The sequence below is a fragment of the Luteibacter sp. TLI7-4A genome (genome assembly GCF_056754745.1).
This window is the reverse complement of sequence record NZ_JBPGWO010000001.1, coordinates 3,273,999-3,298,334: the sequence shown is the minus strand read 5'-3', so window position 1 is coordinate 3,298,334 and position 24,336 is coordinate 3,273,999. Positions and strand designations below refer to the sequence as shown.

The 24,336-nt window shown below is 66.5% G+C and carries 20 protein-coding genes; 9 read left to right on the top strand and 11 right to left on the bottom strand.

Annotated elements, in window-relative coordinates:
- Nucleotides 1-2 precede the first annotated feature (2 nt).
- Entirely contained in the window at nt 3-989 is a 987-nt protein-coding gene (locus ACR9Y6_RS14545) for an NAD-dependent epimerase/dehydratase family protein (protein ID WP_481281920.1), read from the top strand.
- Nucleotides 990-1,027: 38 nt separating this feature from the next.
- Here ACR9Y6_RS14545 and ACR9Y6_RS14540 read toward each other — a convergent pair whose 3' ends face one another.
- Both ACR9Y6_RS14540 and ACR9Y6_RS14535 read right to left on the bottom strand, forming a co-directional pair.
- Nucleotides 1,028-2,083 carry a bifunctional transcriptional activator/DNA repair enzyme AdaA gene (locus tag ACR9Y6_RS14540; protein WP_481281919.1) on the bottom strand — a complete coding sequence of 352 codons (1,056 nt, stop codon included), beginning with the start codon at nt 2,081-2,083 and terminating at the stop codon, nt 1,028-1,030.
- Nucleotides 2,084-2,158: 75 nt separating this feature from the next.
- Nucleotides 2,159-3,505 carry an MFS transporter gene (locus ACR9Y6_RS14535; RefSeq protein WP_306848406.1) on the bottom strand — a complete coding sequence of 449 codons (1,347 nt, stop codon included), beginning with the start codon at nt 3,503-3,505 and terminating at the stop codon, nt 2,159-2,161.
- Nucleotides 3,506-3,659: 154 nt separating this feature from the next.
- On the opposite strand from ACR9Y6_RS14535, the gene cyoA reads away from it, so the two are divergent.
- The 6 genes from cyoA to ACR9Y6_RS14505 all read left to right on the top strand — a co-directional run bounded on the left by cyoA (nt 3,660) and on the right by ACR9Y6_RS14505 (nt 9,984).
- Nucleotides 3,660-4,724, top strand: a complete 1,065-nt coding sequence (cyoA, locus tag ACR9Y6_RS14530) for a ubiquinol oxidase subunit II (protein WP_481281918.1) — start codon at nt 3,660-3,662, stop codon at nt 4,722-4,724.
- A 70-nt stretch (nt 4,725-4,794) separates the two neighbouring features.
- Complete coding sequence (cyoB, locus tag ACR9Y6_RS14525) at nt 4,795-6,768, top strand: cytochrome o ubiquinol oxidase subunit I (RefSeq protein WP_481282742.1); 1,974 nt, start codon at nt 4,795-4,797, stop codon at nt 6,766-6,768.
- Between the two features lie 52 nt (nt 6,769-6,820).
- Nucleotides 6,821-7,396 (top strand): cytochrome o ubiquinol oxidase subunit III, encoded by a 576-nt coding sequence (cyoC, locus tag ACR9Y6_RS14520; protein ID WP_481282741.1) that lies wholly within the window; start codon nt 6,821-6,823, stop codon nt 7,394-7,396.
- Complete coding sequence (gene cyoD / locus ACR9Y6_RS14515) at nt 7,393-7,803, top strand: cytochrome o ubiquinol oxidase subunit IV (protein ID WP_371023575.1); 411 nt, start codon at nt 7,393-7,395, stop codon at nt 7,801-7,803. The genes cyoC and cyoD overlap by 4 nt, the downstream gene beginning before the upstream one ends.
- A 2-nt stretch (nt 7,804-7,805) precedes the next feature.
- Entirely contained in the window at nt 7,806-8,600 is a 795-nt protein-coding gene (locus ACR9Y6_RS14510; protein WP_481282740.1) for an SURF1 family protein, read from the top strand.
- Between the two features lie 592 nt (nt 8,601-9,192).
- Nucleotides 9,193-9,984: a DUF535 family protein gene (locus ACR9Y6_RS14505; protein WP_481281917.1), complete on the top strand. Its 792-nt coding sequence runs from the start codon at nt 9,193-9,195 to the stop codon at nt 9,982-9,984.
- A gap of 13 nt (nt 9,985-9,997) precedes the next feature.
- Here ACR9Y6_RS14505 and ACR9Y6_RS14500 read toward each other — a convergent pair whose 3' ends face one another.
- From ACR9Y6_RS14500 to ACR9Y6_RS14490, 3 genes are read right to left on the bottom strand one after another with little or no spacing between them, the layout of a single operon-like run.
- Entirely contained in the window at nt 9,998-12,454 is a 2,457-nt protein-coding gene (locus ACR9Y6_RS14500) for a TonB-dependent siderophore receptor (protein WP_481282739.1), read from the bottom strand.
- Nucleotides 12,455-12,485: 31 nt separating this feature from the next.
- Entirely contained in the window at nt 12,486-13,502 is a 1,017-nt protein-coding gene (locus ACR9Y6_RS14495; RefSeq protein WP_481281916.1) for a FecR family protein, read from the bottom strand.
- A complete protein-coding gene (locus ACR9Y6_RS14490; RefSeq protein WP_481281915.1) occupies nt 13,499-14,041 on the bottom strand; it encodes an RNA polymerase sigma factor in 543 nt (180 codons plus the stop codon). The genes ACR9Y6_RS14495 and ACR9Y6_RS14490 overlap by 4 nt, the downstream gene beginning before the upstream one ends.
- 221 nt (nt 14,042-14,262) lie before the next feature.
- Between ACR9Y6_RS14490 and ACR9Y6_RS14485 the strand changes: the two genes are divergently transcribed.
- Nucleotides 14,263-15,957, top strand: coding sequence for an ArnT family glycosyltransferase (locus ACR9Y6_RS14485; protein ID WP_481281914.1), 1,695 nt, complete (start codon nt 14,263-14,265; stop codon nt 15,955-15,957).
- On the opposite strand, the gene ACR9Y6_RS14480 is transcribed toward ACR9Y6_RS14485, so the two are convergent.
- Nucleotides 15,947-16,570 (bottom strand): YrbL family protein, encoded by a 624-nt coding sequence (locus ACR9Y6_RS14480; protein WP_481281913.1) that lies wholly within the window; start codon nt 16,568-16,570, stop codon nt 15,947-15,949. The genes ACR9Y6_RS14485 and ACR9Y6_RS14480 overlap by 11 nt on opposite strands.
- A gap of 79 nt (nt 16,571-16,649) precedes the next feature.
- Between ACR9Y6_RS14480 and ACR9Y6_RS14475 the strand changes: the two genes are divergently transcribed.
- The gene (locus tag ACR9Y6_RS14475) at nt 16,650-18,629 is read left to right on the top strand and encodes an LTA synthase family protein (RefSeq protein WP_481281912.1); all 1,980 of its coding nucleotides are present in this window, start codon (nt 16,650-16,652) and stop codon (nt 18,627-18,629) included.
- A gap of 16 nt (nt 18,630-18,645) precedes the next feature.
- Here the strand turns inward: ACR9Y6_RS14475 and ACR9Y6_RS14470 are convergent, their stop codons facing one another.
- From ACR9Y6_RS14470 to ACR9Y6_RS14450, 5 genes are all read right to left on the bottom strand, one after another.
- Nucleotides 18,646-20,259, bottom strand: coding sequence for an ATP-binding cassette domain-containing protein (locus ACR9Y6_RS14470; protein WP_481281911.1), 1,614 nt, complete (start codon nt 20,257-20,259; stop codon nt 18,646-18,648).
- A 164-nt stretch (nt 20,260-20,423) separates the two neighbouring features.
- Nucleotides 20,424-21,296, bottom strand: coding sequence for a cobalamin-binding protein (locus ACR9Y6_RS14465; RefSeq protein ID WP_481281910.1), 873 nt, complete (start codon nt 21,294-21,296; stop codon nt 20,424-20,426).
- Nucleotides 21,293-22,081 (bottom strand): ABC transporter ATP-binding protein, encoded by a 789-nt coding sequence (locus ACR9Y6_RS14460; RefSeq protein ID WP_481281909.1) that lies wholly within the window; start codon nt 22,079-22,081, stop codon nt 21,293-21,295. The genes ACR9Y6_RS14465 and ACR9Y6_RS14460 overlap by 4 nt, the downstream gene beginning before the upstream one ends.
- Complete coding sequence (locus tag ACR9Y6_RS14455; RefSeq protein ID WP_481281908.1) at nt 22,078-23,103, bottom strand: FecCD family ABC transporter permease; 1,026 nt, start codon at nt 23,101-23,103, stop codon at nt 22,078-22,080. Before ACR9Y6_RS14455 ends, ACR9Y6_RS14460 begins: the two co-directional genes overlap by 4 nt.
- Nucleotides 23,096-24,262 (bottom strand): Fic family protein, encoded by a 1,167-nt coding sequence (locus tag ACR9Y6_RS14450; RefSeq protein WP_481281907.1) that lies wholly within the window; start codon nt 24,260-24,262, stop codon nt 23,096-23,098. Before ACR9Y6_RS14450 ends, ACR9Y6_RS14455 begins: the two co-directional genes overlap by 8 nt.
- Nucleotides 24,263-24,336 lie beyond the last annotated feature (74 nt).

Sequence of the window (24,336 nt, the reverse complement as noted above, 5' to 3'; positions counted from 1 at the left end):
CGATGACCGTTCTCGTCACAGGCAGCGCGGGCCATCTCGGCGAGGCGCTCGTCCGCCGCTTGCGAGCGGATGGCCGTGCGGTGAAGGGCCTCGACATCAAGTCCTCCTCGCACACGGATATCGTCGGTTCCATCGCCGACGAAGCCTTCGTGCGTGATGCCATGTCCGGCGTCACGCGCGTGATCCACGCCGCCACGTTGCACAAACCGCACGTCGCGACGCATTCCAAACGGCAGTTCGTCGACACCAATGTGACTGGCACGGTGGCGCTGTTGGAGGCCGCGGTCGCGCATGGCGTGCGCTCGTTCGTTTTCACCAGCACGACGAGCACGTTTGGCACTGCATTGTCGCCCGCGCCGGGGGAACCGGCGGCCTGGATCGACGAAGACGTCGTGCCCGTGCCGAAGAACATCTACGGCGCGACGAAGATCGCGGCCGAAGGCATGTGCGAACTGGTGGCGCGCAAGGAACGCCTGCCGGTACTCGTCCTGCGCACCTCGCGCTTCTTTCCCGAGGACGACGACAACGCGAGCGTTCGCTCCGAATACGCCACGTTGAACATGCAGGCCAACGAGCTGTTGTACCGGCGAGCCGATATCGAGGACATCGTCGAGGCCCATCTGTGCGCACTCGACAAGTCGCCCGCACTGGGGTTCGGCCGTTACATCGTCTCCGCGGCGACACCTTTTGCGCGGAACGATGTCACCGCGCTGCGTCGTGATGCGGCTGCCGTGGTGCGAGGACTGTTCCCGGAAGTCGACGCGCTCTATGCGACGCAGGGGTGGAAATTGCTGCCCTCGCTCGACCGTGTGTACGACAGTGCGCGGGCCCGTCGCGACCTGGGCTGGTCGCCGAAGCGCGACTTCTCCTTCGTGCTGGCATGCCTGCGGCGCGGTGAGGATTTTCGTAGCGAACTCGCGCGAGCCATCGGCGTGAAGGGTTATCACGACGAGGTGTTCGCGGAAGGGCCGTATCCGGTGCTGGGCTGAGGCAAGCTCCCATCGCGGACCAGTCCGCGACTCCGCGATCAACGTGCCGCGGCCTTCCTCTCGTGCCGCAACAGCCAGTCTTTCCGCCACAATCCTCCGCCATACCCGGTGAGCGACCCATCCGCCCCGATCACCCGGTGGCAGGGGATGACGATGGCGATCTGGTTGGCCCCGTTGGCCCGGGCGACGGCCCGAACCGCCGTGTGCCGTCCCGCGGCTGCCGCGACGTCCGAATAGCTGCGCGTCGTCCCCGGCGGAATGGCGATCAACTCGTCCCACACCGCCTTGGTGAACACCGAACCGTGCAGGGCGAGCGGCGTCTCGAAGGCCAGCCGGGTTCCGGCGAAATAATCGCGCAGCTCGGCCTCGATACGGTCGATGACCGGCGTGCGACCGAACGTGATCGTGGAGCGGCTCGACTCGCGCAGCCGTTTCAGTTCCGTGGGCAAGGCGGTCCGGTCGAAGAACTCGAGCAGGTGCAAGGCATGTGTATCGGCCACCGCCAGCATGCTGCCGATAGGGGTTTCGATCCAGTCGGCCTTGAGCAGTTCGCGCCCGCGCAGCCCGGCCGGGCTGTCGCCGATCAGCTTGACGATGGCTTCGCGAAAGCCGCTCCCGGAGTCGTAACCGGCCGACTGCTGGGCATCGATCACGCTGGCGCCAGCCGCGAGGCGGTCCATGCCGCGCCCTGCCCGGCGCAGGCGGGCCATGTCGAGGAAGGTGAGGCCGAGATGACGCTTGAAGGCCCGGCGTACGGTGGAAGGATCGTAGCCGAGACGGACGAGGTCGTCCTCGGACCAGACCCGCTCCGGCTCGTCTTCCAGATGTCGGAGCAGGGCCGACACCACGGGTTCGCGCTGGCCGACCGGATCGAGGGGACGGCAGCGAAGGCAGGGCCGGAAGCCGGCTTCGAAGCAGCCGGCGACGGAGTCGAAGAAGCGGGTGTTCTCGACGTTCGGCTTCCGCGCCGGGCAGGTGAGCCGGCAAAAAACGCCCGTGCTGGTCACGCCGACGAAGACGTGGCCGTCATAGGCGGGATCACGCTCAAGCAGGGCCCGGTAGAGGGTGTCGTGGTCGGGGAGGTCGAAGAGCATGAGGCATAGGGTACGCCGTGCCGGGCGGGCACGGCGCCGGAGATCGGGCGGCTATTCCGGGGAGGACCCGCCCCCTTAAGCCTTGTTCCGGTCCGTCTCGAACGCCTTGTTGATGCGCAGCGCCAGCAGCGTGCAGGCCACGCCCGATAGCAGGTAGGCGCTTACCGCGACCAGTCCGAAACGGGCGGACAGGCCCAGCGCCACCAGTGGGGCGAAGGCCGCGCCGATCAGCCAGGCGAAGTCGGAGGTCAGGGCCGCGCCCGTGTAACGGAACCGCTTGGCGAAGTTGGCGGTGACGGTACCGGCCGCCTGGCCATAGGAAAGGCCGAGCAGGGCGAAGCCGATGATCAGGAAGGCATCCTGGGCGATCTTGCCGCCGCCGAGCAGCCAGGGCGAGGCGATGGCGAACAAGCCGATCAGCACGGCCATCGTGCCCAGCGTATTGCGGCGGCCGACCTTGTCGGCGATGACGCCCGAGGCCACGGTGGCCAGGATCGCCACGAAGGCACCGACGATCTGCACGACCAGGACGTCGTTGATGTCCTGCGAGCGGCTGAGGGAAATCCACGACAGCGGGAAGATCGTCACGATATGGAACAGGGCGTAGCTGGCCAGCGCCGCGAAGGCGCCGATGAACAGGTTGTAGCCCTGTGCCTGGATCATCTCGATGATGCCGATCGGCTCCAGCTCGCGCTCTTCCAGAAGCTGGGTGTATTCCTCGGTGACGACCAGGCGGAGGCGGGCGAACAGGGCCACGACATTGATCGCGAAGGCCACGAAGAAGGGATAGCGCCAGCCCCAGCCGAGGAAGTCTTCACGGGACAACTGGGTGTTGAGGAAGAGGAACAGCGAGGCGGCGATCAGGAAGCCGGTCGGGGCTCCCAGCTGGCCGAGCATGGCGTACCAGCCGCGGCGGTTCTTCGGCGAATTCAGCGAAAGCAGGGAGGGCAGGCCGTCCCAGGAGCCGCCCAGCGCAATGCCCTGCAAGAAGCGCAGCACCGACAGAATCACAATGACCGTGTAGCCATTGGACGTGTTCGCCGGCAGGAAGGCGATGCAAACCGTGGAGGTGCCCAGCAGGAACAGGGCGGCGGTAAGCTTGGTTCCCCGGCTCCAGTTGCGCTGGATCGCCATGAACAGCGTGGTGCCGATGGGGCGCGCGATGAAGGCGAACGAGAAGATCGTGAAGGCCAGCAGGATCCCGTCCAGCTGGCTCAGGAACGGAAAGAACACCGACGGGAACACGAGGACGGACGCGATGCCGTACGTGAAGAAGTCGAAGTATTCCGAAGCCCGGCCGATGACCACGCCCACGGCGATCTCGCCGGGGGCCACGGCGGCGTGGCTGGTCTGGTGCTGGCGGCGGACGTCGTTCTCGGCGCCTTCCGCGGCATTGTGATGGGCGTGTGAAATGCTCGACATCGTATTCGGCCCGCTCGGGGAGGTGGATGGCAGGATAGCCAAGGATCGCACTACTCGGCTTGCAGGGCCATGGGACAAAGTGTCCTATGGCCTGCGCAGGCGTATCGGCGTATTTTTTCGTGTCCCCACGGTTGCCTCCATCATGCGAATGTCCATGAAGATGTTGCGCGGATTGCTGATCCCCGCCCTGGCCCTGCTCTTGTCGGGCTGCGATGCCGTGCTGCTATCCCCCTCGGGCGACATCGCCCGGCAGCAGCGCGACCTGATCATCATTTCCGTGGTGCTGATGCTGATCATCATCGTCCCGGTGATCGCGATGACCTTGATCTTCGCCTGGAAGTACCGGGCGTCGAACGAGGCGGCCCGTGCCGAATACGCCCCGGACTGGAACCACTCCACGGTGCTGGAACTGCTGATCTGGTCGGCACCCCTGTTGATCATCATCGCCCTGGGCGCCGTGACCTGGACCAGCACCCATAAGCTGGACCCGTACCGCCCCCTGGAACAGGTCTCCCAGGGCCGCGCCCTGGCCCCCGGCACGAAGCCCCTGGTGGTCGAGGTCGTGGCGCTGGACTGGAAGTGGCTCTTCCTCTATCCGGAACAGGGCATCGCCACGGTGAACGAGATGGCCGCCCCGGTGGATCGCCCCATCGAGTTCCACATCACCGCCTCCACCGTCATGAACGCGTTCTTCGTGCCCTCGCTGGCCGGCATGATCTACGCCATGCCGGGCATGGAGACCAAGCTCCATGCGGTCATGAACAAAACCGGCGATTTCGAAGGCATTTCAGCCAATTACAGCGGCGCCGGCTTCTCCGACATGCGCTTCCGCTTCCATAGCCTGTCCGACGCCGATTTCGACGCCTGGGTGGCGAAGGCCAAGGCGAGCGCGGACCAGCTCGGCCGCGAGGACTACCTCAAGCTCGAACAGCCGAGCGAGAAGGAACCGGTCCACTACTACGGGACGGTCACCCCCGGCCTCTACAGCGCCATCCTCAACCGCTGCGTCGAATCCAACCGCATGTGCATGAACGACATGGCGGCACTCGATGCGCGCGGCGGCCAGGGCGTGGTGGGTGCGTACAACGTGACCTCGCTCGACGCCGCGACCCGCGCGCGAGTGGGCCTGGCCGACGCCCGCCAGCGCTATGTCGGCGCCCTGTGCGTCGGCAACGGCACCGCCGGCCAGCCGATGACACCTGCCGGACGTCCGCTCTAAGAGCGGCGGCCTCCTCAGAATTCAAGCCTTGCCGAGTCCGGTAATGAACATGCCCGATCTAGCCAAACTGATCTTCGGACGCCTCACCCTCGAGGCGATCCCATACCACGAGCCGATCCTCATCGGCACCTTCATCATGGTCGCCATCGGTGGCATCGCGCTGCTTGCCCTGATCACCCGGGCGAAGCTGTGGGGCTACCTGTGGAGCGAATGGTTCACCAGCATCGATCACAAGAAGATCGGCATCATGTACATGGTGTTCGGCATCGTGATGCTGCTGCGTGGCTTCGCCGACGCATTGATGATGCGCGCCCAGCAAGCCATCGCCTTCAACGGCAATCCCGGCTTCCTGCCCCCGCACCACTACGACCAGATCTTCACCGCCCACGGCGTGATCATGATCTTCTTCGTGGCGATGCCGCTGGTCACCGGCCTGATGAACTACGTCGTGCCGCTGCAGATCGGCGCGCGCGACGTGGCCTTCCCGTTCCTCAACAACTTCAGCTTCTGGATGACGGTCGCCGGCGGCTTGCTGGTGATGGCCTCGCTGTTCGTGGGCGAGTTCGCCCGCACCGGCTGGCTCGCCTATCCGCCCTTGTCGGGGCTGGCGCAGAGTCCGGATGTCGGGGTGGACTATTACATATGGTCGCTACAGGTGGCCGGCGTGGGAACGACCCTCTCCGGCATCAACCTGATCGCCACCATCGTGAAGATGCGTGCCCCGGGCATGTCCATGATGAAGATGCCGATCTTCACCTGGACCTCGCTGTGCACCAACGTGCTGATCGTGGCGGCCTTCCCCGTGCTCACGGCGGTGCTGGTGCTGCTCTCGCTCGACCGCTATGCGGGCACCAACTTCTTCACGAACGACTTCGGCGGCAACGCCATGATGTACGTGAACCTGATCTGGATCTGGGGCCACCCGGAGGTCTACATCCTGGTGCTGCCGGTCTTCGGCGTGTTCTCCGAGGTCGTCTCCACGTTCAGCCGCAAGCGCCTCTTCGGTTATGCGTCGATGGTGTACGCCACGGTGGTCATCACCGTGCTGTCCTACCTGGTGTGGCTGCACCACTTCTTCACCATGGGCTCGGGCGCGAGCGTCAACTCGTTCTTCGGCATCACCACGATGATCATCTCGATCCCCACGGGGGCGAAGATCTTCAACTGGCTGTTCACCATGTACCGCGGCCGCATCCACTTCGAGGTGCCGATGCTGTGGACGGTGGGCTTCATGATCACCTTCGTGATCGGTGGCATGACCGGCGTGATGCTGGCGGTGCCGCCGGCCGACTTCCTGCTGCACAACAGCCTGTTCCTGATCGCGCACTTCCATAACGTGATCATCGGTGGCGTGATCTTCGGCCTGTTCGCCGGCATCAACTACTGGTTCCCGAAGGCCTTCGGTTACAAGCTGGACCCGTTCTGGGGCAAGTGCTCGTTCTGGTTCTGGCTGGTGGGTTTCTACCTGGCCTTCATGCCGCTCTACGTGCTCGGCTTCATGGGCGTCACGCGCCGCATGAACCATTTCGAGGATCCGTCGCTCGCCATCTGGTTCCGCATCGCCGCCTTCGGCGCGGTGCTGATCGCGCTCGGCATCGGCTCGTTCCTGGTCCAGCTGTGGGTCAGCTACAAGCGCCGCGACGAGTTGCGCGACGTCACCGGCGATCCGTGGCACGGCCGTACCCTGGAATGGTCGACGTCCTCGCCGCCGCCGGAATACAACTTCGCGTTCACCCCCATCATTCACGAATCGGATGCGTGGTGGGACATGAAGGAGCGTAACGCCGGTCGCCGCACCGAAGGCTACCTGCCGATCCACATGCCGAAGAACACCAGCGCCGGCATCATCATCGCGGGCTTCGCCTTCGTGCTCGGCTTCGCCATGATCTGGCACATGTTCCTGATCGCCGGCATCGCCTTCGTGGCCCTGCTGGTGACCGCGATCGGCCACACCTTCAATTACAAGCGCGACTACCACATCCCCGCCGATGTCGTGGCCCGGACCGAGGCCGCCCGCACGGAAGAGCTTGCCGCCCATGTCTGATATGAACGCCACGCCCTCCGCCGCCGTCGCGGACCAGGACATCCAGTTCTGGATGAAGGAAGACCACCACCCGGCCAACGGCACGTTGCTCGGGTTCTGGATCTACCTGATGAGCGACTGCCTCATCTTCGCCTGCCTGTTCGCCACCTATGGCGTGCTCGGCCGCAGCTACGCGGGTGGCCCTTCCGGCGCCGATCTGTTCGAATTGCCGCTGGTCGCGATCAACACGACGATGCTGCTGCTGTCTTCGATCACCTACGGCTTCGCCGTGCTGGAGATGCAGAAGAACCGCAAGGGCACGATGATGGCCTGGCTGGTCGTCACCGGCCTGTTCGGCGCCACCTTCCTCGGCATCGAACTGTACGAGTTCGCGAACCTGATCCACGAAGGCGCGGGTCCGCAGCGCAGTGCGTTCCTGTCGTCGTTCTTCACCCTGGTCGGTACCCACGGCCTGCACGTGACGTTCGGCATCGTCTGGCTGATCACCCTGCTGTTCCAGGTGGGCCGCTTCGGGCTCACGCCGGCCAACAAGCGCCGCATCATGTGCCTGTCGATGTTCTGGCATTTCCTCGACGTGGTCTGGATCGGCGTCTTCACCTTCGTTTACCTGATGGGAGTGCTGCCGTGAGCGCGCACATCGAATCGCACGATCACCCACAACACGATCACCACGATCACGACGACGGCCACAGCCACAGCACGCTGAAGGGCTATATGACGGGGTTCTTCCTCGCCGTGGTGCTCACCGCCATCCCGTTCTGGCTGGTGATGGGCAAGGTCATCCCGAACTCGCAGACGCTGGCGGTGGTGATCCTCACCTTCGCCGCGATCCAGATCGTGGTGCACATGATCTACTTCCTGCACATGAACACGAAGTCGGAAGGCGGCTGGAACATGCTGGCGCTGATCTTCACGCTGGTGCTGGTCGTGATCACGCTTTCCGGTTCGATCTGGGTCATGTTCCACCTCAACTCGAACATGATGCCGGGCATGTCCCATGACATGACCGAGCAGCAGGTGAAGAACCTGCCTTGAGCGTGGAAGGCGCCAACGACACCACGACGCCGCGCCGACCGCGCGGCGTCTTCGTTCTGGGCCTGCTGGCCCTGCTTGGGGTCGTGTTGTTCGCGGGGTTCGTCGCGCTGGGCGTCTGGCAGGTACAGCGCCGGGCGTGGAAACACGACCTGGTCGCTCGCGTCGATGCGCGGGTGCACGCCGAACCGGTGGATGCGCCCGGCCGCGGCCAGTGGCCGGTGGTAAGCGCTTCCAACGACGAATACCGTCGGGTGAAGCTCGTCGGCCGCTTCCTGCAGGACAAGAGCGTGCGTGTCCGGGCGAGCACCGAACTCGGCATGGGCTCGTGGCTGCTGACGCCACTGCGCTTGCGCAGCGGCGACGTGGTGGTCGTGAATCGTGGCTTCGTTTCGCCCGCCTGGTGCGGAGGCAAGGCCACCTGCACTCCGGGGCCGTCGGCGGAAACCTCGGTGACCGGGCTGCTTCGCATCAGCGAACCGAAGGGCGCGTTCCTGCAGCCGAACCGGCCCGCGGAGGATCGCTGGTTCTCGCGTGACGTGGCCGCCATCGCCGCGGCGAAAGGTCTCGACGACGTGGCGCCCTATTTCGTCGATGCCGATGCGGCATCCTCGCCGGGGCGCGGCGAGGGCAACGACGGCCCGGTCGGGGGGCTCACGGTCATCGCCTTCCCCGACAACCACCTGATGTACGCGATCACCTGGTTCGCCATGGCACTGCTGACCCTGCTGGCGGCGTGGATCGTCTGGAAAGACGAACGGCGCAAGCGGAACGGCGAACGGCGCAAGCCCCGCGCCTGATCCCGCGGTGGGACCACCCAAACCCCGGTGGGAGCCGACCTTGTCGGCGATCCCGCGGCAGCGGGCCAGGTTACGGCAAGCACCCATCGCCGCTGAAGCGGCTCCCACAACCGCTATCGAGTAGACCGGTCAGGAACAGACCTGGTGGGAGCCGACCTTGTCGGCGATCCCGCGGCAGCGGGGCCAAGTTACGGCAAGCACCCATCGCCGCTGAAGCGGCTCCCACGAGAGCAGGGGTTTCCGCCATGGAAGAGTCAGCTGCCATGAACCTGTGGGAGCCGACCTTGTCGGCGATCCCGCGGCAGCGGGCCAAGTTACGGCAAGCACCCATCGCCGCTGAAGCGGCTCCCACAAGAGCAGCGGTTCCCACCAGGGCAGGAATGGGTTTTCACCAAGGAAGTGAGCTCCTACCCACTGGCATTTCAATTTCCCGGTCGCCGTACGTCTTGGAGGTATGCAGCCCCGCTACCCCCACAGCGCGCCCTTCGACGACCTGCCGTTAAGCTGGACGTCGCCCCGCCAGGATCGTGGCCCCCTGGGCCTGGTGTTCGACCATGCACGGCGGCGTGCGATCTTGCGACGGTCCCGCCCCATGCCGGAACGACGGCTCGCTTACCTCTTGCGCACGCTCACGGCGTTTCGCCGCCAGGCCCAATGGCTCCGGCTGGTGAGCGCATCGCGTGCGATGCGGGTCGCCGCCGAGTTCAACCCGCGAGTGTACGAGCGCTGGCAGTCGCACTACATCTCGCGGTCTTTCGATCTCGACGCCCGCGCGCGGCTCATCGAAGCCCACTATCGCTTCATGGCGCGCGAATTCCCCGAGCGCTTGAGCAATCGCCTGCTCAAGGGCCATGACGTGCGCCTCGCCACGCTGCCGCTCGGCGATGGCGAAATGGCCTATCTGCATGCGCGCGCCCCGGAAAGCGAGTGCACCGGGGAACTCGGCTTGTACCTGTTGAATGGCGACAAGGAAGTGGTCTCGTCCTGCGCGATCACCTTCGGTGGTACGGAGGGGCTGCTCGTCGGCGCCATGCGTGGCTCGTGGGCCTATCTTGGCCGTGGTGCGATCGCCCGTTTCAGCCGGGCCAGCGGCGGACTGCGTCCTCGTGACCTGCTGTTGGCGGTGGTGCGTGCACTGGCCACGTATTACGGGGTGGAGCGCGTACGCGGCGTATCCTGTGCGGCGCATCCACTGGACCGCCGTGCCGGCGTGACGGTCGCCTCGTACGACAGGTTCTGGCGTCGTCACGGTGGCGTGCCGGGCGCCGACGGCTGCTACGACATCCCTCGTCTCGGCGGGCCGAGCGGACGTGCCGAGCGTGACGCCTTCCGACGCGAGGCCTGCGAGGTCGCGCTGAAGGCGTTCGCGAAATCGGTTGGCTGACGAATCCGGGCGGTCAGAAGTCGTAGGTGCCGGTGAGCAAGACCACGCGCCCCTGTCGTATCGGTACGAAGGTCTCGTCGAAGTTCACGGCGTACAGCGTGCGCGCGAAGAGGTTCTTCACGCCGAGCGTCAGCCGCCAGTGCTCGCCGTAGCGCGACACGTTGGTTTCCACGCTGGCTTGCCCGGGGATGCCGAAATATCGCCCGTCCGAACTCGTGCGGCCGATGCTGCGGCTACGGGCGAGAACGCCGGCCGCCACGCCCCACGGCTTCACCGTGCCCTGGCCGAAGCGGTAGCTCGCCCATACCGCCGCCTGGTGTTTCGGCGCACCGGTCGGACGGGTGTCGTCGTGGTTGCTGATATGCGCTTCAGTGAGGCTGGCGAGCACGTCGAGCCCGGGTGCGACCTGTCCCGCGAATTCCACTTCCAGCCCGCGATTGGTCTGGCCCGGCCCCGGCGTCGCGAAGAAAGGCGGTTCGGGCGAGACGAGGTCGATGCTGTGGTCGACGTGGATGCGGTAGAGCGCCGCCGTCAGGCGCGCGCGCTGGTCGAACAGGTCGAACTTCGCACCGAGTTCAACCTGGCGCGAGGTGGCCACCGGTAGCGGCTGGCCGTCCTTGCCAAGCAGGGGATCGGGCTGGAAGCCGGTGGAGGAGTCGGCATAGATGGCGATGGTGGGCGAAAGCTTGTAGACCACGCCCACTTTCGGAATCCAGCGCGACTTGCGCACCCGGCGGGGTGAACCGTCCTGCCAGCGGGTCTCCAGTTCGTACTGGGTACGGCGCAGCGCCACCAGCACGTTCCATTGCTCGCCGATCGCCATCTGGTCCTGCAGGTACAGGCCGGCGTTGGTCTGCCACGAGCCACCCAGCGCTTGCACCGTGGTGCTGACCGGCGTCACCAGCGTGTTGAACTTCGCGGAAAAATCGCTGCTGCTGCGCAGATTGTAGGCAAGCGGCCTGGTGACGATCACGGCGTCGATGTTCGAGGTGTCCGCCGTGACGCCTTCCTCGGTACTGCCGCTGCCGTTGTCGCCGGCATGCGTCCGCGCCAGGTCCAGCCCCATCAGCAAGCTATGCGTGACGTCGCCATGGCGGAACGTGGCGCTCAGGTCGTTCTGCCAGGTCCAGTAGGTTCCCGAATAGCGGAAGCTGCGATCCACGGCGTCCAGTGCCCCGGCGAATCCGCTGGCGAGATAGGACTGGCTGCGGCCATCGCTGCGCTGGCGCACGTACTGCCCCTGGCTGTGAAAGGTCCAGTCGTCGCCGAACTCATGGTCCAGTTCGAATACGGCCCGGCTCGTACGATAGGTCGATTCGTCGGTGGGATCGGCGGACAGGGAACGGTAAGGCTTGGCGGTGGACAGGCCAGGACCCAGCAGCACGGTGTGGTCGGGACCGGGCACGCGGTTGTCCACGAACTCCAGTCCGCCCATCACCCGCGTCTGCTCCCCTTGCCACGCCAGCGACGGGGCGAGATAGGCACCCCTGCCGCCGCCAAAGCCCTGCGGCGTCTTCTCGCCGCGCTGGCCCGCCGCCACCAGGCGGTAGGTCACGCTGCCGTCTTTCGAAGCGGGGCCCGCCAGGTCGAGGCCGAGCCGCGCGCCGTCGTACTCGCCCAGCGAATAGGTCAGCGTGCGCACGGGCTGGGCCTGCGGCCGCTTCATCACGACGTTGATCGAGCCACCGAAATTGTTGTTCTGCGAGGCATCGCCAAGGATGGCCTCGGGGCCACGCAGCACTTCCACGCGCTCGATGCCGATCAGTGGGGGAAGATCCTCGGTACGGGCGATGCCGTTGGGCATGCCGTCGGTCATGCCGTGGCCCGCATCGAAGCCGCGGATCAGGAAGAGCGGCGAGCCGCCATAACCGTCCACGTATTGCACCCCCGCCACGTAGCGGGCGACATCGCCGATATCCACGGCCTGCTGCGATTCGATCACGTCCCGGGTCACCACGGTGACCGACTGGGGTACATCGGTCAGTCGCGCTTCGTTGCGCGTGACGGTGCGCGTGGTGTCGGCCTTGAAGCCCGTGTCGGAAACCAGCCCTTGCACGTCCACGGTGGCCAGCGGCACGACGGTACCGGGATCGAACGCGACGTCGGGGTCCACCGGGGCGGGTGTCGCGTTGTCGGGTTTCTGCCGCTGGCGGACCACGACGGTGCGCGTGTCGTACGACTCGCGTTGCAGGTCGGTGCCCTCCAGCAACTCGTCGAGCGCGGCGTTCGGAGTCAGTACGCCCCGGGCGCCGCCCGAGCGCCAGTTGGCGATCGAGCCGGAAGCGGTGAGGACCTGCACGTTCGCTTGTTTGCCCCAGGCCAGCAACGCCGTGGCCAGCGGTTGCGGCGCGATGGCGAATGGCATGGGGGCGGAAGGGCCGTCGGCAGGTGCTTCGGCCGCCCCGGCGGCATGCGCCGCGAGAGCCAGCGCGAGCGCGCCGGTGAGTGCGCGCCGGCGCCCGCGAAGCATGTACTGCAAGACTTTGCGGCCCTTGTGGTCTTCAGCGCGGCTGGATGCTCCGCGCCATCGTGGTCTGGCGAGCGAGTTCCAGCCGGTCGGGATAGGTGTCGACACGTACCGGGAAGACGCGCGGCAAGGCGGATACCCAGCTGTCGATGGTATCCACCTCGACCGTACCGGTAAACGTCAGTTTGCCGAGGGCAGGATCGGCGAGCCGGATCGGCCGCGCACTGTAACGGTTCACGTTTTCGATCACCGAGGACAAGGGCTCGTTGACGAACTCCAGGCGATGCCCACGCCAGGCGGTGGCGCTCGCGGGATCGATGTCGAGGATCCGCATCGCTTGCGTCTCAGGGTCGAAGGAGACCTCGCGTCCCGCTCCCAGTTCGATGGTGCCGGCGTCACCCTGGGTGGCCAGGGGCGAGACCCGCACGCGGCCCTCGGTGACGGCGACAGTCACCCGGTCGCCGGTGCGGCGCACGTTGAAGGCGGTACCCAGGTCGAGAATCTGCAAGGGCCCCGCATGGACGACGAATGGCCGTTCGGCGTGCGCGACACGGAAGAAAGCCTCGCCGGCTTCGAGGTCGACGGCGCGCTCGTCGCGTCCATAGCGCGCGGTGATCGAGCTGGCTCCGCCGAGTTCGATGCTGGAGCCGTCGGGAAGGTCGATGTCGCGGTGGCCCGCCCGTTCGCTGACGTATTGCCTTGGCGCTTCACCCTGCCCATGGCGGAATCCCAGGAACGCACCCGCTCCGGCGACGGCGAGCAACACGCTGGCCGCCAGGGCGAGAGCGAAGCGCGGAACCGTGCGGCGAGCCGGCCGGCGTGGGGCGAACCGGTGGGCGAATGCCTTGCGGCTCTCCGCGTCCATGGCTCCGGCCGCCTCGGCGAGGGCGGATGCGCGGTCGAAAGCCTCCGCGTGCCGCGGGTCGGCTTCGAGCCACTCGCTCCATTGGAGCAAGGCGGGATCGGGCAGGCCGGGGTCGCGCAGGCGGACCCACCAGTCGGCGGCGGTGTACTCGATCTGCCGATCGGGAGCGAGGGTGGTCGTGGTCATCGGAGGTTCTCCGCGCGGTCGCGGCGTTCACGGCAATGCGCCAGGGCATTGCCGACGTGGTAGCGCACCATGCGCTCACTGAGATTCATCTCACGCGCGATCGTGGCGAAATCCCGCCCCTCCATCACGTGCATGACGAAGGCGCGGCTGGTCTTGGGGGGCAGTTCGTCGAGTGCCTGGCGCAGGTCGCGCCATTGCTCGTGGGCCGAGGCGTGTTGCTCGGGAATCGGCGTGGCGTGCCAGTTGTCGCCGTCGGGGTCGGCGGGCGCCGAGGCCCGCACGTTGCGCATGCGCAGGCGGTCCACGGCAAGGTTGGAGGCGGCCCGGAACAGGAAGGCGCGCGGTGAGTCGATCACGGTCGCGTCGTCCAGCGAGAGCAGCTTGAGGTAGACCTCCTGGGCCACTTCCTGGGCATCCGCGAGCGAGTTCAGCCGGGCCCGCAGGAAGCCCACGAGTGCCGCGTTGTGTTCGCGGAACAGGGCCACCACCTGGGTGGCGCGCGTGCCGCCGGGCGGCTTGCCCGCCTCGGATGGATCCATGGTTTGCCTGACCGCGTTCATGGGCTGGGGATAAGCGCTATATGGTCGCACGGTGGGAAATCGACGCCCGTACGGGCAGGGACGAACGCCGATTTCCGCACCGGCGAACCCTTTAGACGTGCCAGCCCCGGAAAATTGAAATGGATCCCCTAAGCGAACGGTAAGGGTGGCGGGGGGCCCCTTCGGCTACGATGCGCGGGACCGCCTTGCCAGACGTATCCATGCTATCCACCGACGAACGATCCCTTCGCCGCGAGTTCGGCTGGTTCATGCTGATCGCCCTGGCCGTGCTGGCGGCAGGCATCGGCTTGCGCGACCCGTGGCCGCCTGACGAGCCGCGCTTCGCCCTCGTCGCCCGGCAGATGCTCGAATCCGGCCAGTGGCTGTTCCCTCACCGGGGCATGGAGCTGTATTCCGACAAGCCGCCCATGCTGATGTGGACGGAGGCGTTCTGGATGTGGCTCACCGGCGGCTGGCGCGGCGCCTTCCTGTTGACCTCGCTTTTCTCCGGTCTCGGCACGCTCGCCCTGGTCTGGCACCTCGGCCGGCGCCTGTGGAACGCGCGCGTGGGCCTGGTGGCGGCCACGCTCGTGTTGGCGACGATGCAGTTCGTCGATGTCGTCAAGCACGCGCAGATCGACCCGCTCAACCTGTTCTGGATCACCCTGGGCAATACCGGCATCCTGCTGCACTGCCTGCGTGGCCCGAACTGGCGCATGTACTGGCTGGGCTGTTTCGCCGCCGGGCTGGGCGTGATCACGAAGGGCGTGGGCGTCATCACCTTGCTGATGCTGGTTCCTTACGCCGTGATGCGCGCGCGGCAATGGCCGGGGGTGATCGTGACCCGCGGCGACGGCTGGCGCTGGGCGGGTGGCGCGCTGGCTTTCCTGCTCGCCATCGCGCTGTGGCTGGCACCGATGCTCGCGACGGCCTACGGGCTGCGCACGCCCGAGTACCTGGCCTATGTGCACGACATCCTGTTCCGGCAGACCGCCGAGCGCTACGCCAATTCCTGGCAACACGAGGAAAAGCCCTGGTTCTTCCTGCTGGTGATCCTGCGCCAGTGGATTCCCACCTGGCTGCTGGTGCCCTTCCTCGTGCCGCGCTGGCGCGAAGCGTTGCGCTTGCGCGAACCCCGGGTGTGGATGCCGCTGCTGTGGTTCGTGCTGGTGCTGGTGTTCTTCTCGATCCCGCGCGGCAAGCGCGAGATCTACATCCTGCCCGCCCTGCCGATGCTGGCGCTGGCGATGGCGCCTTATGTGGTGGACCTGCTGAAGACGCGCTGGCTGCCCAGGGCCGCCTTCTGGACGACGGTCGCTTGCGCCGCGGTGTTCGGCGGCGCCGGCCTGTGGGCGTTGACGAAGGCGCCGAAGGCGGCGCAACGCATCGCCGAAGGCTACGAGCTGCCGGGCCACGGTCACGACCTCTGGGTCTGCGTGATCGCGGTGGGCGTGGGCTTCCTGGTATCGGCGCTGATTTTCAGGCCTCGGCGCGGCGTCGCCGCCCTGCTCGGCGGCATGGCGCTGGCGTGGATCATCTGGCCGTTGGGCACCTATCCGCTGCTCGATGCCAACCAGTCCACGCGCCAGCTGATGGAAGAGGCGGACGCCGCGATCGGCACCGACGGCCAGCTCGGCCTCGTGGTGTGGCGCGAGGAACTTCTCTACCAGGCCCGGCGACCCGTGGCGGAGTTCGGCTTCGCGCGCGACTCGGCGGCACAGCTGCGCGACGCGCGCGCCTGGCAGGCGGCCGACCCGGCGCATCGCTGGCTGCTCATCAACGAGGAAGCGTTCGACGACTGCATCGTCGCCGACAAGGTCGTGCCGCTGGGCGTGGCGAACCGCTCGCGCTTCGCGCTGCTGCCCGCCGCGGCGTCGAAGCCCGGCTGTGTGCCGTCGCCAGCGATTACGGAGTAAGCGGCGCCTCGGCCTTCGTCCGCCGCAGCATGCGCTCGTACTTCTTCTTCGTTCGCGAGGCGTTGTGCGCGCGGTTCATCGAGCAGTGCGGGATGATGTTCTTCTCGCCGAAGCCGTCGATCATGACCAGGCGCGGGCCGCCACGGGAATCCTCGCCGTAGACCACGTTCCATGCGTGCAGGTCGGCGGCGATGGTGTTGTGCGAGAGCAGGCGCGCGTAGAACTCGTCCAGTTCCGCCTGGGTTTTCGCCGTGAAGCCTTCCGCCTTTACCCAGTCGTGCAGGGTCGGCGCCAACCGGCCATCGGGCGCGCGCACCTTCTCCACGATCTGGCCGAGCCCGATATCGGTCATCTCCAGGCCGACCACGCGGGCGATGGGCGAGGTGGCGTAGCCGCCGACGTAGATCCCCGTGACGTACTCGCGAAACTCGCGGACGAAATCCTTGTAGGGCCCGCTGCGCGCCATGCGGCGATACCACGGCGCCTTGTTCCAGCGTTCCTCGATGGAGCCGCTGGCGATCACCTTGATCAGCAGGTCCGCCTCGCCGGGGTGCTGGTACACCTCGCGGACATGCCCGGTGGCGATCGGCTGGGCCTCGGCCAGTCTGAACATCGTCGATCCTCGTGCGGTGGCCGAAAGGCCGCCGTAAGTTGCTGATGGGACGCACAGTGTAAAGTCTTGGCGCTGTAACATGCGTCCTTCCACGCGTGGCCGCCCGCCGCGCCCCACCCGGATATCCAACGTGCGCAAGCTCACCTGGCGTTTCATCGTTGCCGCCCTCGTCTTCCTGACGCTCTCGCGCGTGGGGCTGTCGTTGTGGCAGTGGACCCGCGTCCACGATGCCGGCGGCCTCTGGCCGGTGCTGTTCGGCGGCTGGCGCATCGACCTTTCGCTGGTCGCCATGATCGTGGCGTGGCCGGCGCTGCTCTCGCCCTGGCTCGGCCATCGCGCATGGCCCACGCGCATCGCCGCATGGTGGTTGCGCTTCTGGTGGCTGGCCTTCGTGCTGCTGGAAGTATCCACGCCTCAATTCATCGTCGAGTACGACACGCGCCCGAACCGTCTCTACTTCGAGTACCTGACCAGCCCCCACGAAGTGGCGGCCATGCTCTGGCATGGCTACAAGCTATCGGTGGCCGCCGGCCTCGTGGTCTTCGCGCTGATCGGCTGGCTGGGCTTCCGCCTGCTGCCCACGCGCCGGCCGGACCGCGTGCCGATGCGCGGATGGCTGCGTCCCGTGGCAACGGTACTCGCCTTCGCGGTGCTCTTCCTCGCCGGCCGCGGCACGTTGCAGCATCGTCCGCTGAATGCCTCGCAAGTGGCTTTCACCAACGACGCCATGGTCAACACCTTGCCGTTGAACTCGCTCTACAACGTGCTGAACGCGGCCATCGCACTGGGTAATGAACGCTCGGCATCGGCGGTGTACGGCAAGATGCCCGAAGACGAGATGCAATCGATCGTGCGCAGGGACGCCGGACTCGAAGGCGCACCGCTCGATCCGCAATACCCGAGCCTGCATCGTCAGCAAGCGACACGCCAGGGCGAGAAGCCGCTCAACCTCGTCATCATCCTCGAGGAGAGCCTCGGCGCGCAGTTCGTCGGCAGCCTCGGTGGCGCGGGATACACGCCGGAACTCGACAAGCTGGCGAACGACGGTTGGTGGCTCACCCGCACCTACGCCACCGGTACGCGCAGCGCCCGCGGCCTCGAAGCCGTGACCACCGGCTTCCTGCCCACGCCCGCCGAAGCCGTGTTGAAACTGCCGCGTAGCCAGCGCGATTTCTTCACCCTCGGCGCACTGCTGGATACCTTCGGTTACCACACGCGCTTCCTGTACGGCGGTGAGGCGCACTTCGACAACATGCGCTCGTTCTTCTTCGGCAACGGCTTCAATGAAGTCGTTGACCGCGCCACCTTCGAGACCAAGCCGGCCTTCGTCGGTTCGTGGGGCGCGTCCGACGAAGACATGTTCAACGAGTTGCACCACCGGCTCCTCGACGATGGCGACAAGCCCACCCTCACGGTGGCTTTCTCGGTGTCCAACCATACGCCCTGGGAATATCCCGCCGGCCGTATCCAGCCCGACGGCGATCCGGCAAGCAACGCGAACGCGGTGCGTTACGCCGACTGGTCCATCGGCCGCTTCTTCGAGCGAGCCAAGCAGTCGCCGTACTGGAACCACACGGTGTTCCTGATCGTGGCCGACCACGACGCGCGCGTGTTCGGTGCGAGCCTCGTGCCCGTGCGCCATTTCCACATTCCCGCGTTGATCCTAGGCGCAGGCGTGCCGGTGAAGAAGGACGACCACATCGTCAGCCAGGTGGACCTGGCGCCCACCCTTCTTTCGCTCATCGGCATCAGCAGCGAACACCCGATGCTCGGCGCCGATCTCACCCAGCGTTATCCGGATCGCGCCATCATGCAGTACGGCGACAACTACGGTTACCTGAAGAACGACCGCCTGATCGTGCTGCGCCCCAACCAGCCGCCGACGCAGTACCGCTATACCTTGAACGGCGAGTACCGTCCCGACGGCGAGAAGCTGGAGCCACAGCCGGTCGATCCGCAGCTCGAGAAGACCGCGCTGGCGCATGCCTTGTGGCCAAGCTGGGCCTACGGCAAGCAACGCTACCGTTTGCCTGAGAAGGCCGGCGCGGCGAAACCATAGTCCGTTGCGCATGGCATCACCACGGCGTTATCCGCCAACCCGCCGACGTCGGTGAAAGACGGTCGGTGAGCCGGAGGCGATCGAGGAAGACGTCATCATGCGATACCACCACGAGCGCGCCTTCGTATTGCTGGAGCATCGTCTCCAACGCTTCGAGCGAGGCGAGATCGAGGTGGTTGCCGGGTTCGTCGAGAAGCAGCAGTCGCGGTGGCGGATCGGCGACGAGCGCCAGCGCGAGGGCGGCCTTGAGGCGCTCACCGCCGCTCAGTCGTGCGGCAGGCACCGCTATCTTGTCCGCATCGAGCCCGAGCAGGGCGAGCCGCAGGTGTAGCGCATCCTCGGTCGCCGCGGGATTCGCTTCCCGCATGTGGTCGATCACGGGGCGGCCCGGGTCCAGCGTCGAAAGCCGCTGGTCCAGCCAGGCCACGGGCACGGGTACGTCGACATGCCCGGCCCGTGGCGCGGTTCGTCCGGCGAGTACCTGCAGCAGGGTGGACTTGCCACTGCCATTGGCACCGACGACACCGACACGCTGCCCACCCATGAGGACGAGATCGACGATGCCTGCCGCACCACGCACGAAAGGCAGTTCCACGCGCTCCAGCACGACCACCCTGCGTCGTGCCACGCGCGTCGCGCTCGGGGCGAGCACGGCGAGCGACACCTCGCTTTCCACGTGCCGCGCCGCTTCGGCGACCCTTTGGGAAAGCGCGTCGCGCGTGGTTTCCTGTTGCCGTTTCAGCTTTCCGGCCGAGCCTTCGCTCCGGCTCTTCTGTCCACCGAGCAAGATGGGCGCCTGATTGGCCCGGCTGGCGTCACGTTGCCCGCGGGCCTGTCGCTGCGCCTGCCTTTCCTGCTGCTCGCGCAGCGCCTGCTCGCCGCGCTTGCGTTCGATCTTGCGTGCATCGAGCATGCGTTCGGCGGCGTGCCGTTCCTCGCGACGTATCTGTTCGTAGAAGGCGTAGTCGCCTCCATAGCTACGCAGGCCTCGCGGCGAGAGCTCGACGATGCGTTCCATCTGGCCGAGAAGCCGCCGGTCGTGGCTGACGACCAGGAGGCCACCGGTCCATCCTCGCAACCACTGCATCAGGGCCGCGCGACCGGCGCTGTCCAGATGATTGCTCGGCTCGTCGAGGACCAGGTAGTCGGTGGCCTGCAAGCGTGCCCCGAGCAATGCCACCCTCATGGCTTCGCCTCCGCTCAGCTCACTGGCGAGGCCCAGCGCATCCACGTGGGAGAGACCTTCCGCATCGAGCGCATCACGAAGCTGTTCGCGCACGTTCCATCGATCGCCCACCGCGTCGAAGTCGCGCTGGGCGGTGCTTCCCGCCTCGATCCGTTCCAGCGCGGCGATCGTGTCGCCGACACCGGCAAGCATGGCGACCGATTCGTCGGGATCGTCGGCGATGCGTTGCGCCAGGTAATGGACGGAGCCGACGCGGTTGCAACGTCCTCGTGTCGGTTCCTGACGTCCGGCGAGGATGCGCGCAAGCACGCTCTTGCCCACGCCGTTACCGCCGACGAGACCGGTACGGCGGTCGTCGAACGATTCATGGAGGTCGGAGAAAAGCGTCCTTCCGTCAGGAAGGACATAAGTGACGCCATCGAGCGTCAGGAAGGTCGTCGTCATGCGCCATCTCGTTCATGCCATCGGCTTCCCACGGTGGGGAAGATCGAAACTCCCCCTTGGGGGCAACGGCATTACTTGCGCATTGGACTGACGCCTGGATGGAAAGGAAATGGAATCTTACCGGTCGACCCAGGGCGAGGACCAGTCGCCGCGAATGGACAGGATCAGCGCGCCGCCCTCGTACGAGCCTCGTCCAGGGCACGACAGAGGGTGGCCACCCCGGACAGGATCGAGGGAGAGGGCAGGGCCAGGGTCGGCGCGTCGATCACGAAGACATTGTCGTGCTTCACCGCGGCGAGGAAGGCCGACGTCTTCCAGCCGTTCAACGATTCTCCTTCACCGCCGCCGCTGATGATCACATCGGGGTTGCGCGCCAGGACCGCCTCGCGACCGACCGTCGGCGCGGGCTGGTCGAGGTCGGCGAAGATATTGTCGCCACCACAAAGGACGAGGGCATCGTCGATGATCTGTGCGCGACCGATCGTCATCAGCGGCCGGTTCCAGACCTGGAAGAACACCTTCAGGCGCTTCTTGCCGGCATAGGCGGTTCGTAGCCGGTCGAGTTCGGCTTCGAAGGCGTCGGCGTCGCGGTCGGCGGCGGCCTCCGTGCCGGCGAGCTTGCCAAGCCGGCGCGTGGTGGATGCCACCTCGGCGAGCCGTGTCGTTTCCGAGTAGAACACCGGTATCCCCAGGCGCGTGAGTTTCTCCACCTGCGCCACCGAGTTACCGCTTTTCCACACCACGACGACATCGGGCTTCAGGCCCACGATGCGCTCCAGGTCGATCATGGTCGCGTCGCCGACCACCGGAACCTTCTTCGCCGCCGCGGGATAGTCGCTGAATCGCGACGTGCCGACGACATAGGCACCCGCGCCGGCTGCGAACAGGGCGTCGGTGATGTTGGGCGCCAGGCTGACGATGCGATGGGCCGGAGCGGGTAGCGTCACGCTGCGGCCGGCATCATCGATGACGGTGACCGACGCCGTGGCGGTGGCGGTGCCCAAGAGCAGCCCGACGAAGGTGATGAGTCGCATCATCGGGACGGTCCGTTGAGGCGTCCGGCGCGGAAGAACAGTTCATCGCCGAGCGTGACGCCATGGATGGGATGGTGGAAGGCGGCGCTGAGGTGCTCGCTGGTGACGACATCGTCCTTGAGGCCGGCCAGGGCGGCGCCCCGGCCATCCAACAGCACGGCGTGCGTCGCATGCTGGAAGGCGAGATTGATGTCGTGGACCGTATAGATCACGGACTTGTCCTGTTCGGAGGCGGCACGCATCAGTTCGTGCAAGGTCTTCATCTGGTGGTGCAGGTCGAGTGAGGACAGTGGCTCGTCGAGCAGCATGATATCCACGTCCTGGGTGAACAACGTGGCGATGTTCACCCGCTGGCGCTCGCCGCCGGACAGCGTGGTGATGTCGCGCTCCGCCAACGCATCCAGTTCGAAGGTGCGCAATGCGTTCTCCGCGTGTCCGGTGTCTTCGTCGCCCCAGGCCCAGAACGGCAGGCGGGGGTGGCGGGCCGACATCACGGCTTCCATGACCGTGAGGCTGAAGGCGTCCACGATCGTTTGCGGGAGGAAACCGCGCCGGCGTGCGATCTCGATCGGGCGATACGAGGCGACATCACGGCCTCCGAGCACCACCCGGCCACCATCGGGCGCACGCAGGCCCGCCAGCGTGCGCAGCAGGGTGGACTTGCCCGCGCCGTTCGGGCCGAGCACGCACCAGACCTGGCCCGGCGCGATACGCATGTCCAGCTTGCCGACGAGCGAGCGTCCACGCATCGATACGGCCAGCGATTCGGCGACCAGTTCGATGCTCATCGCCGCCGCACCAGCAGGAACATGAAGGTAGGCACGCCGATGATCGCCATCACCGCGCCGACGGGTAGCTGGATGGGATCGGCGACGATGCGCGAGATCGTATCGGCCACGACCACCACCATGCCGCCACAGATCGCGCAGGCCGGCAGCAGCACGCGCTGGTCGTTACCGACGATCCGACGCAGCGCATGCGGTACCACCAGCCCGACGAAACCGACGGTACCCGCCGTGGTCACGGCCACGGCCGTGGCCAGCGACGCGATGGCGAAGATCGCCGACTTCACGGCGTTCGGCCGAACGCCCAGGGCGCTGGCCGATTCCTCGCCACGCATCAGCAGGTTGAGTTGGCGTCCCAGGGGAGCGACCAGGAGCACGCAAGCGAGCAGCGTCACGGCCGGCAGCGACGCGTTGGCCACGCCACTGAGGTCGCCCATCATCCAGAACAGCATGCCGCGCAGGTTCTTGTCCGGTGCCAACACCAGCATCATGCTGACGATGGCGCCCAGGCCGGAGGCCAGCATCACGCCGATCAGGATCAGGTCGGTGGAGTCTTCGCGCTGCGCGGCACGAGCGCGGGAAAGCAGGTCGCGATGGGCGAGCACGAACACGGCGACGCACGCCAGGAGGGCTCCCGACGCCGCGCCGAGGGTGGTCGCCAGCGCGCCGGCCCCGGCCAGCATGGCGCCGAGCGCACCCACGGCGGCGCCACCGGAAAGGCCGAGCGTATAGGGATCGGCCAAGGGATTGCGCACGAGGATCTGCATGAGGCAGCCGGAGACGGCCAGCAGTCCACCCACCCCATAGGCGGCCACCGCGCGCGGAATACGAAGCTCCCAGACGATGGCATGCATCGGTGTCTCCGCGGGCGACACCAGCGCCTGCCATGACGCGGCGATGGTGGAATCGCCGCCGCCGATGAGCACCGATCCGAACAGCACCGCCAGTCCGCAGGCGAGCAATGCCAACCAGAGCCGGAGAGCGGAGAGGAAGGTCGTCATGCGGGGTGCGGTGGACTCACGCATCGGACCGCCCCGTGTCCGCGGCGCCCGTGCCAGGCCATGCGATGCGGTAACGCGTGCTGCGGCCTCCGCCGGGCAGGCGCACGATCATTCCCTTGTCGAGCAGGTCGCCCAGGTGACGCGTCGCGGTGGCCTTGGAGACTTTCGCGACGGCCTGGTACTGCGAGGCGCTGATGCCTTGCGGGAATCCTCGGTCCCCTCCGTCGAGCAGGCGATCGAGCACTTTCATCTGTTCCGCCGAAAGCTCGTGTGTACGGTGCTCACGCCAGAAGCGGGTCTTGTCCATCACGCGGTCGATATGGGCCAGTGCCTGTTCGAGGCTTCGCAGCAACGTTCGCAGGAACCATTCGAGCCACGACGTGATGTCCAGGCCGGCGCGCTGGCTTGCTTCCAGCACGTCGTAGTAGCCCCCGCGATCGTCGAGGATGCTGGTGGCCATCGTGTAGAAGCGGATGGCCTGGTGTTCCGCTTGCGCAAGCGCCAGGTCCGTGAGCGCCCGGGTCATCCGCCCGTTGCCGTCGTCGAAGGGGTGCAGCGTCACGAACCAGAGGTGGGCGATGCCGGCGCGAAGCAGGGGATCGAGCGTGGCGTTTTCGCGACTGGCCGAAAACCAGTCAAGGAAGGCATCGACCTGATTTTCCAGCCCGGATCGGGGCGGCGCCTGGAAATGGACACGAGGCTTGTCCATCCGGCCGGAAACCACTTGCATCGGTTCGTCGCCACGCAACTCCCCGATGCGAATGCGCAGGGGCAGGACGTTTTCATCTGTGGGAAAGAGAAAAGTGTGCCAGTGCAGCAGGCGAGGGAGATCGAGGGGCGCGCGGTAGTTCCTCGTGGCGTCCAGCATGAGTTCGGCCAAGCCCTCGCTGCGCGCACCCCGCCGGCCGGAAACCTCATCATCGAGGCCGAGGCGGCGCGCAAGCGACGAACGCACCGATCCGACGTCGAGATCCTCCCCCTCGATGGCGGATGAGGCCACGATGTTCTGTAGCAAGGCATCGAGTTCGGTGCCCGCTTCCCGATCCGCTTCCATTGCGCCGGCGGCACCCAGCAAGCGCCCCTGGGCGAGTTGGCAGGCGCGCAGGAGAGGGGCGACAGCCTCTTCTTGCCAGTGGAAAGCCGGCCAGTCCGAGCGCTGCCAAATCCAGGTTGGGTCGTTCATACCGCTGTCGTGAGCCGATAAACCGAGCCATTCGGCTCATTTCGTGAGCCGAATATACGCCCTATTCGGCTCAC

What these genes read in the sequence shown, in the direction of transcription:
- ACR9Y6_RS14545 (WP_481281920.1), top strand. Translation starts at nt 3, where the DNA reads ATGACCGTTCTCGTCACAGGCAGCGCGGGCCATCTCGGCGAGGCGCTC.
- ACR9Y6_RS14540 (WP_481281919.1), bottom strand. Translation starts at nt 2,083, where the DNA reads ATGCTCTTCGACCTCCCCGACCACGACACCCTCTACCGGGCCCTGCTT.
- ACR9Y6_RS14535 (WP_306848406.1), bottom strand. Translation starts at nt 3,505, where the DNA reads ATGTCGAGCATTTCACACGCCCATCACAATGCCGCGGAAGGCGCCGAG.
- cyoA (WP_481281918.1), top strand. Translation starts at nt 3,660, where the DNA reads ATGAAGATGTTGCGCGGATTGCTGATCCCCGCCCTGGCCCTGCTCTTG.
- cyoC (WP_481282741.1), top strand. Translation starts at nt 6,821, where the DNA reads ATGAAGGAAGACCACCACCCGGCCAACGGCACGTTGCTCGGGTTCTGG.
- ACR9Y6_RS14505 (WP_481281917.1), top strand. Translation starts at nt 9,193, where the DNA reads ATGCCGGAACGACGGCTCGCTTACCTCTTGCGCACGCTCACGGCGTTT.
- ACR9Y6_RS14500 (WP_481282739.1), bottom strand. Translation starts at nt 12,454, where the DNA reads ATGCTTCGCGGGCGCCGGCGCGCACTCACCGGCGCGCTCGCGCTGGCT.
- ACR9Y6_RS14495 (WP_481281916.1), bottom strand. Translation starts at nt 13,502, where the DNA reads ATGACCACGACCACCCTCGCTCCCGATCGGCAGATCGAGTACACCGCC.
- ACR9Y6_RS14490 (WP_481281915.1), bottom strand. Translation starts at nt 14,041, where the DNA reads ATGGATCCATCCGAGGCGGGCAAGCCGCCCGGCGGCACGCGCGCCACC.
- ACR9Y6_RS14485 (WP_481281914.1), top strand. Translation starts at nt 14,263, where the DNA reads ATGCTATCCACCGACGAACGATCCCTTCGCCGCGAGTTCGGCTGGTTC.
- ACR9Y6_RS14480 (WP_481281913.1), bottom strand. Translation starts at nt 16,570, where the DNA reads ATGTTCAGACTGGCCGAGGCCCAGCCGATCGCCACCGGGCATGTCCGC.
- ACR9Y6_RS14475 (WP_481281912.1), top strand. Translation starts at nt 16,650, where the DNA reads ATGCGTCCTTCCACGCGTGGCCGCCCGCCGCGCCCCACCCGGATATCC.
- ACR9Y6_RS14470 (WP_481281911.1), bottom strand. Translation starts at nt 20,259, where the DNA reads ATGACGACGACCTTCCTGACGCTCGATGGCGTCACTTATGTCCTTCCT.
- ACR9Y6_RS14465 (WP_481281910.1), bottom strand. Translation starts at nt 21,296, where the DNA reads ATGATGCGACTCATCACCTTCGTCGGGCTGCTCTTGGGCACCGCCACC.
- ACR9Y6_RS14460 (WP_481281909.1), bottom strand. Translation starts at nt 22,081, where the DNA reads ATGAGCATCGAACTGGTCGCCGAATCGCTGGCCGTATCGATGCGTGGA.
- ACR9Y6_RS14455 (WP_481281908.1), bottom strand. Translation starts at nt 23,103, where the DNA reads ATGCGTGAGTCCACCGCACCCCGCATGACGACCTTCCTCTCCGCTCTC.
- ACR9Y6_RS14450 (WP_481281907.1), bottom strand. Translation starts at nt 24,262, where the DNA reads ATGAACGACCCAACCTGGATTTGGCAGCGCTCGGACTGGCCGGCTTTC.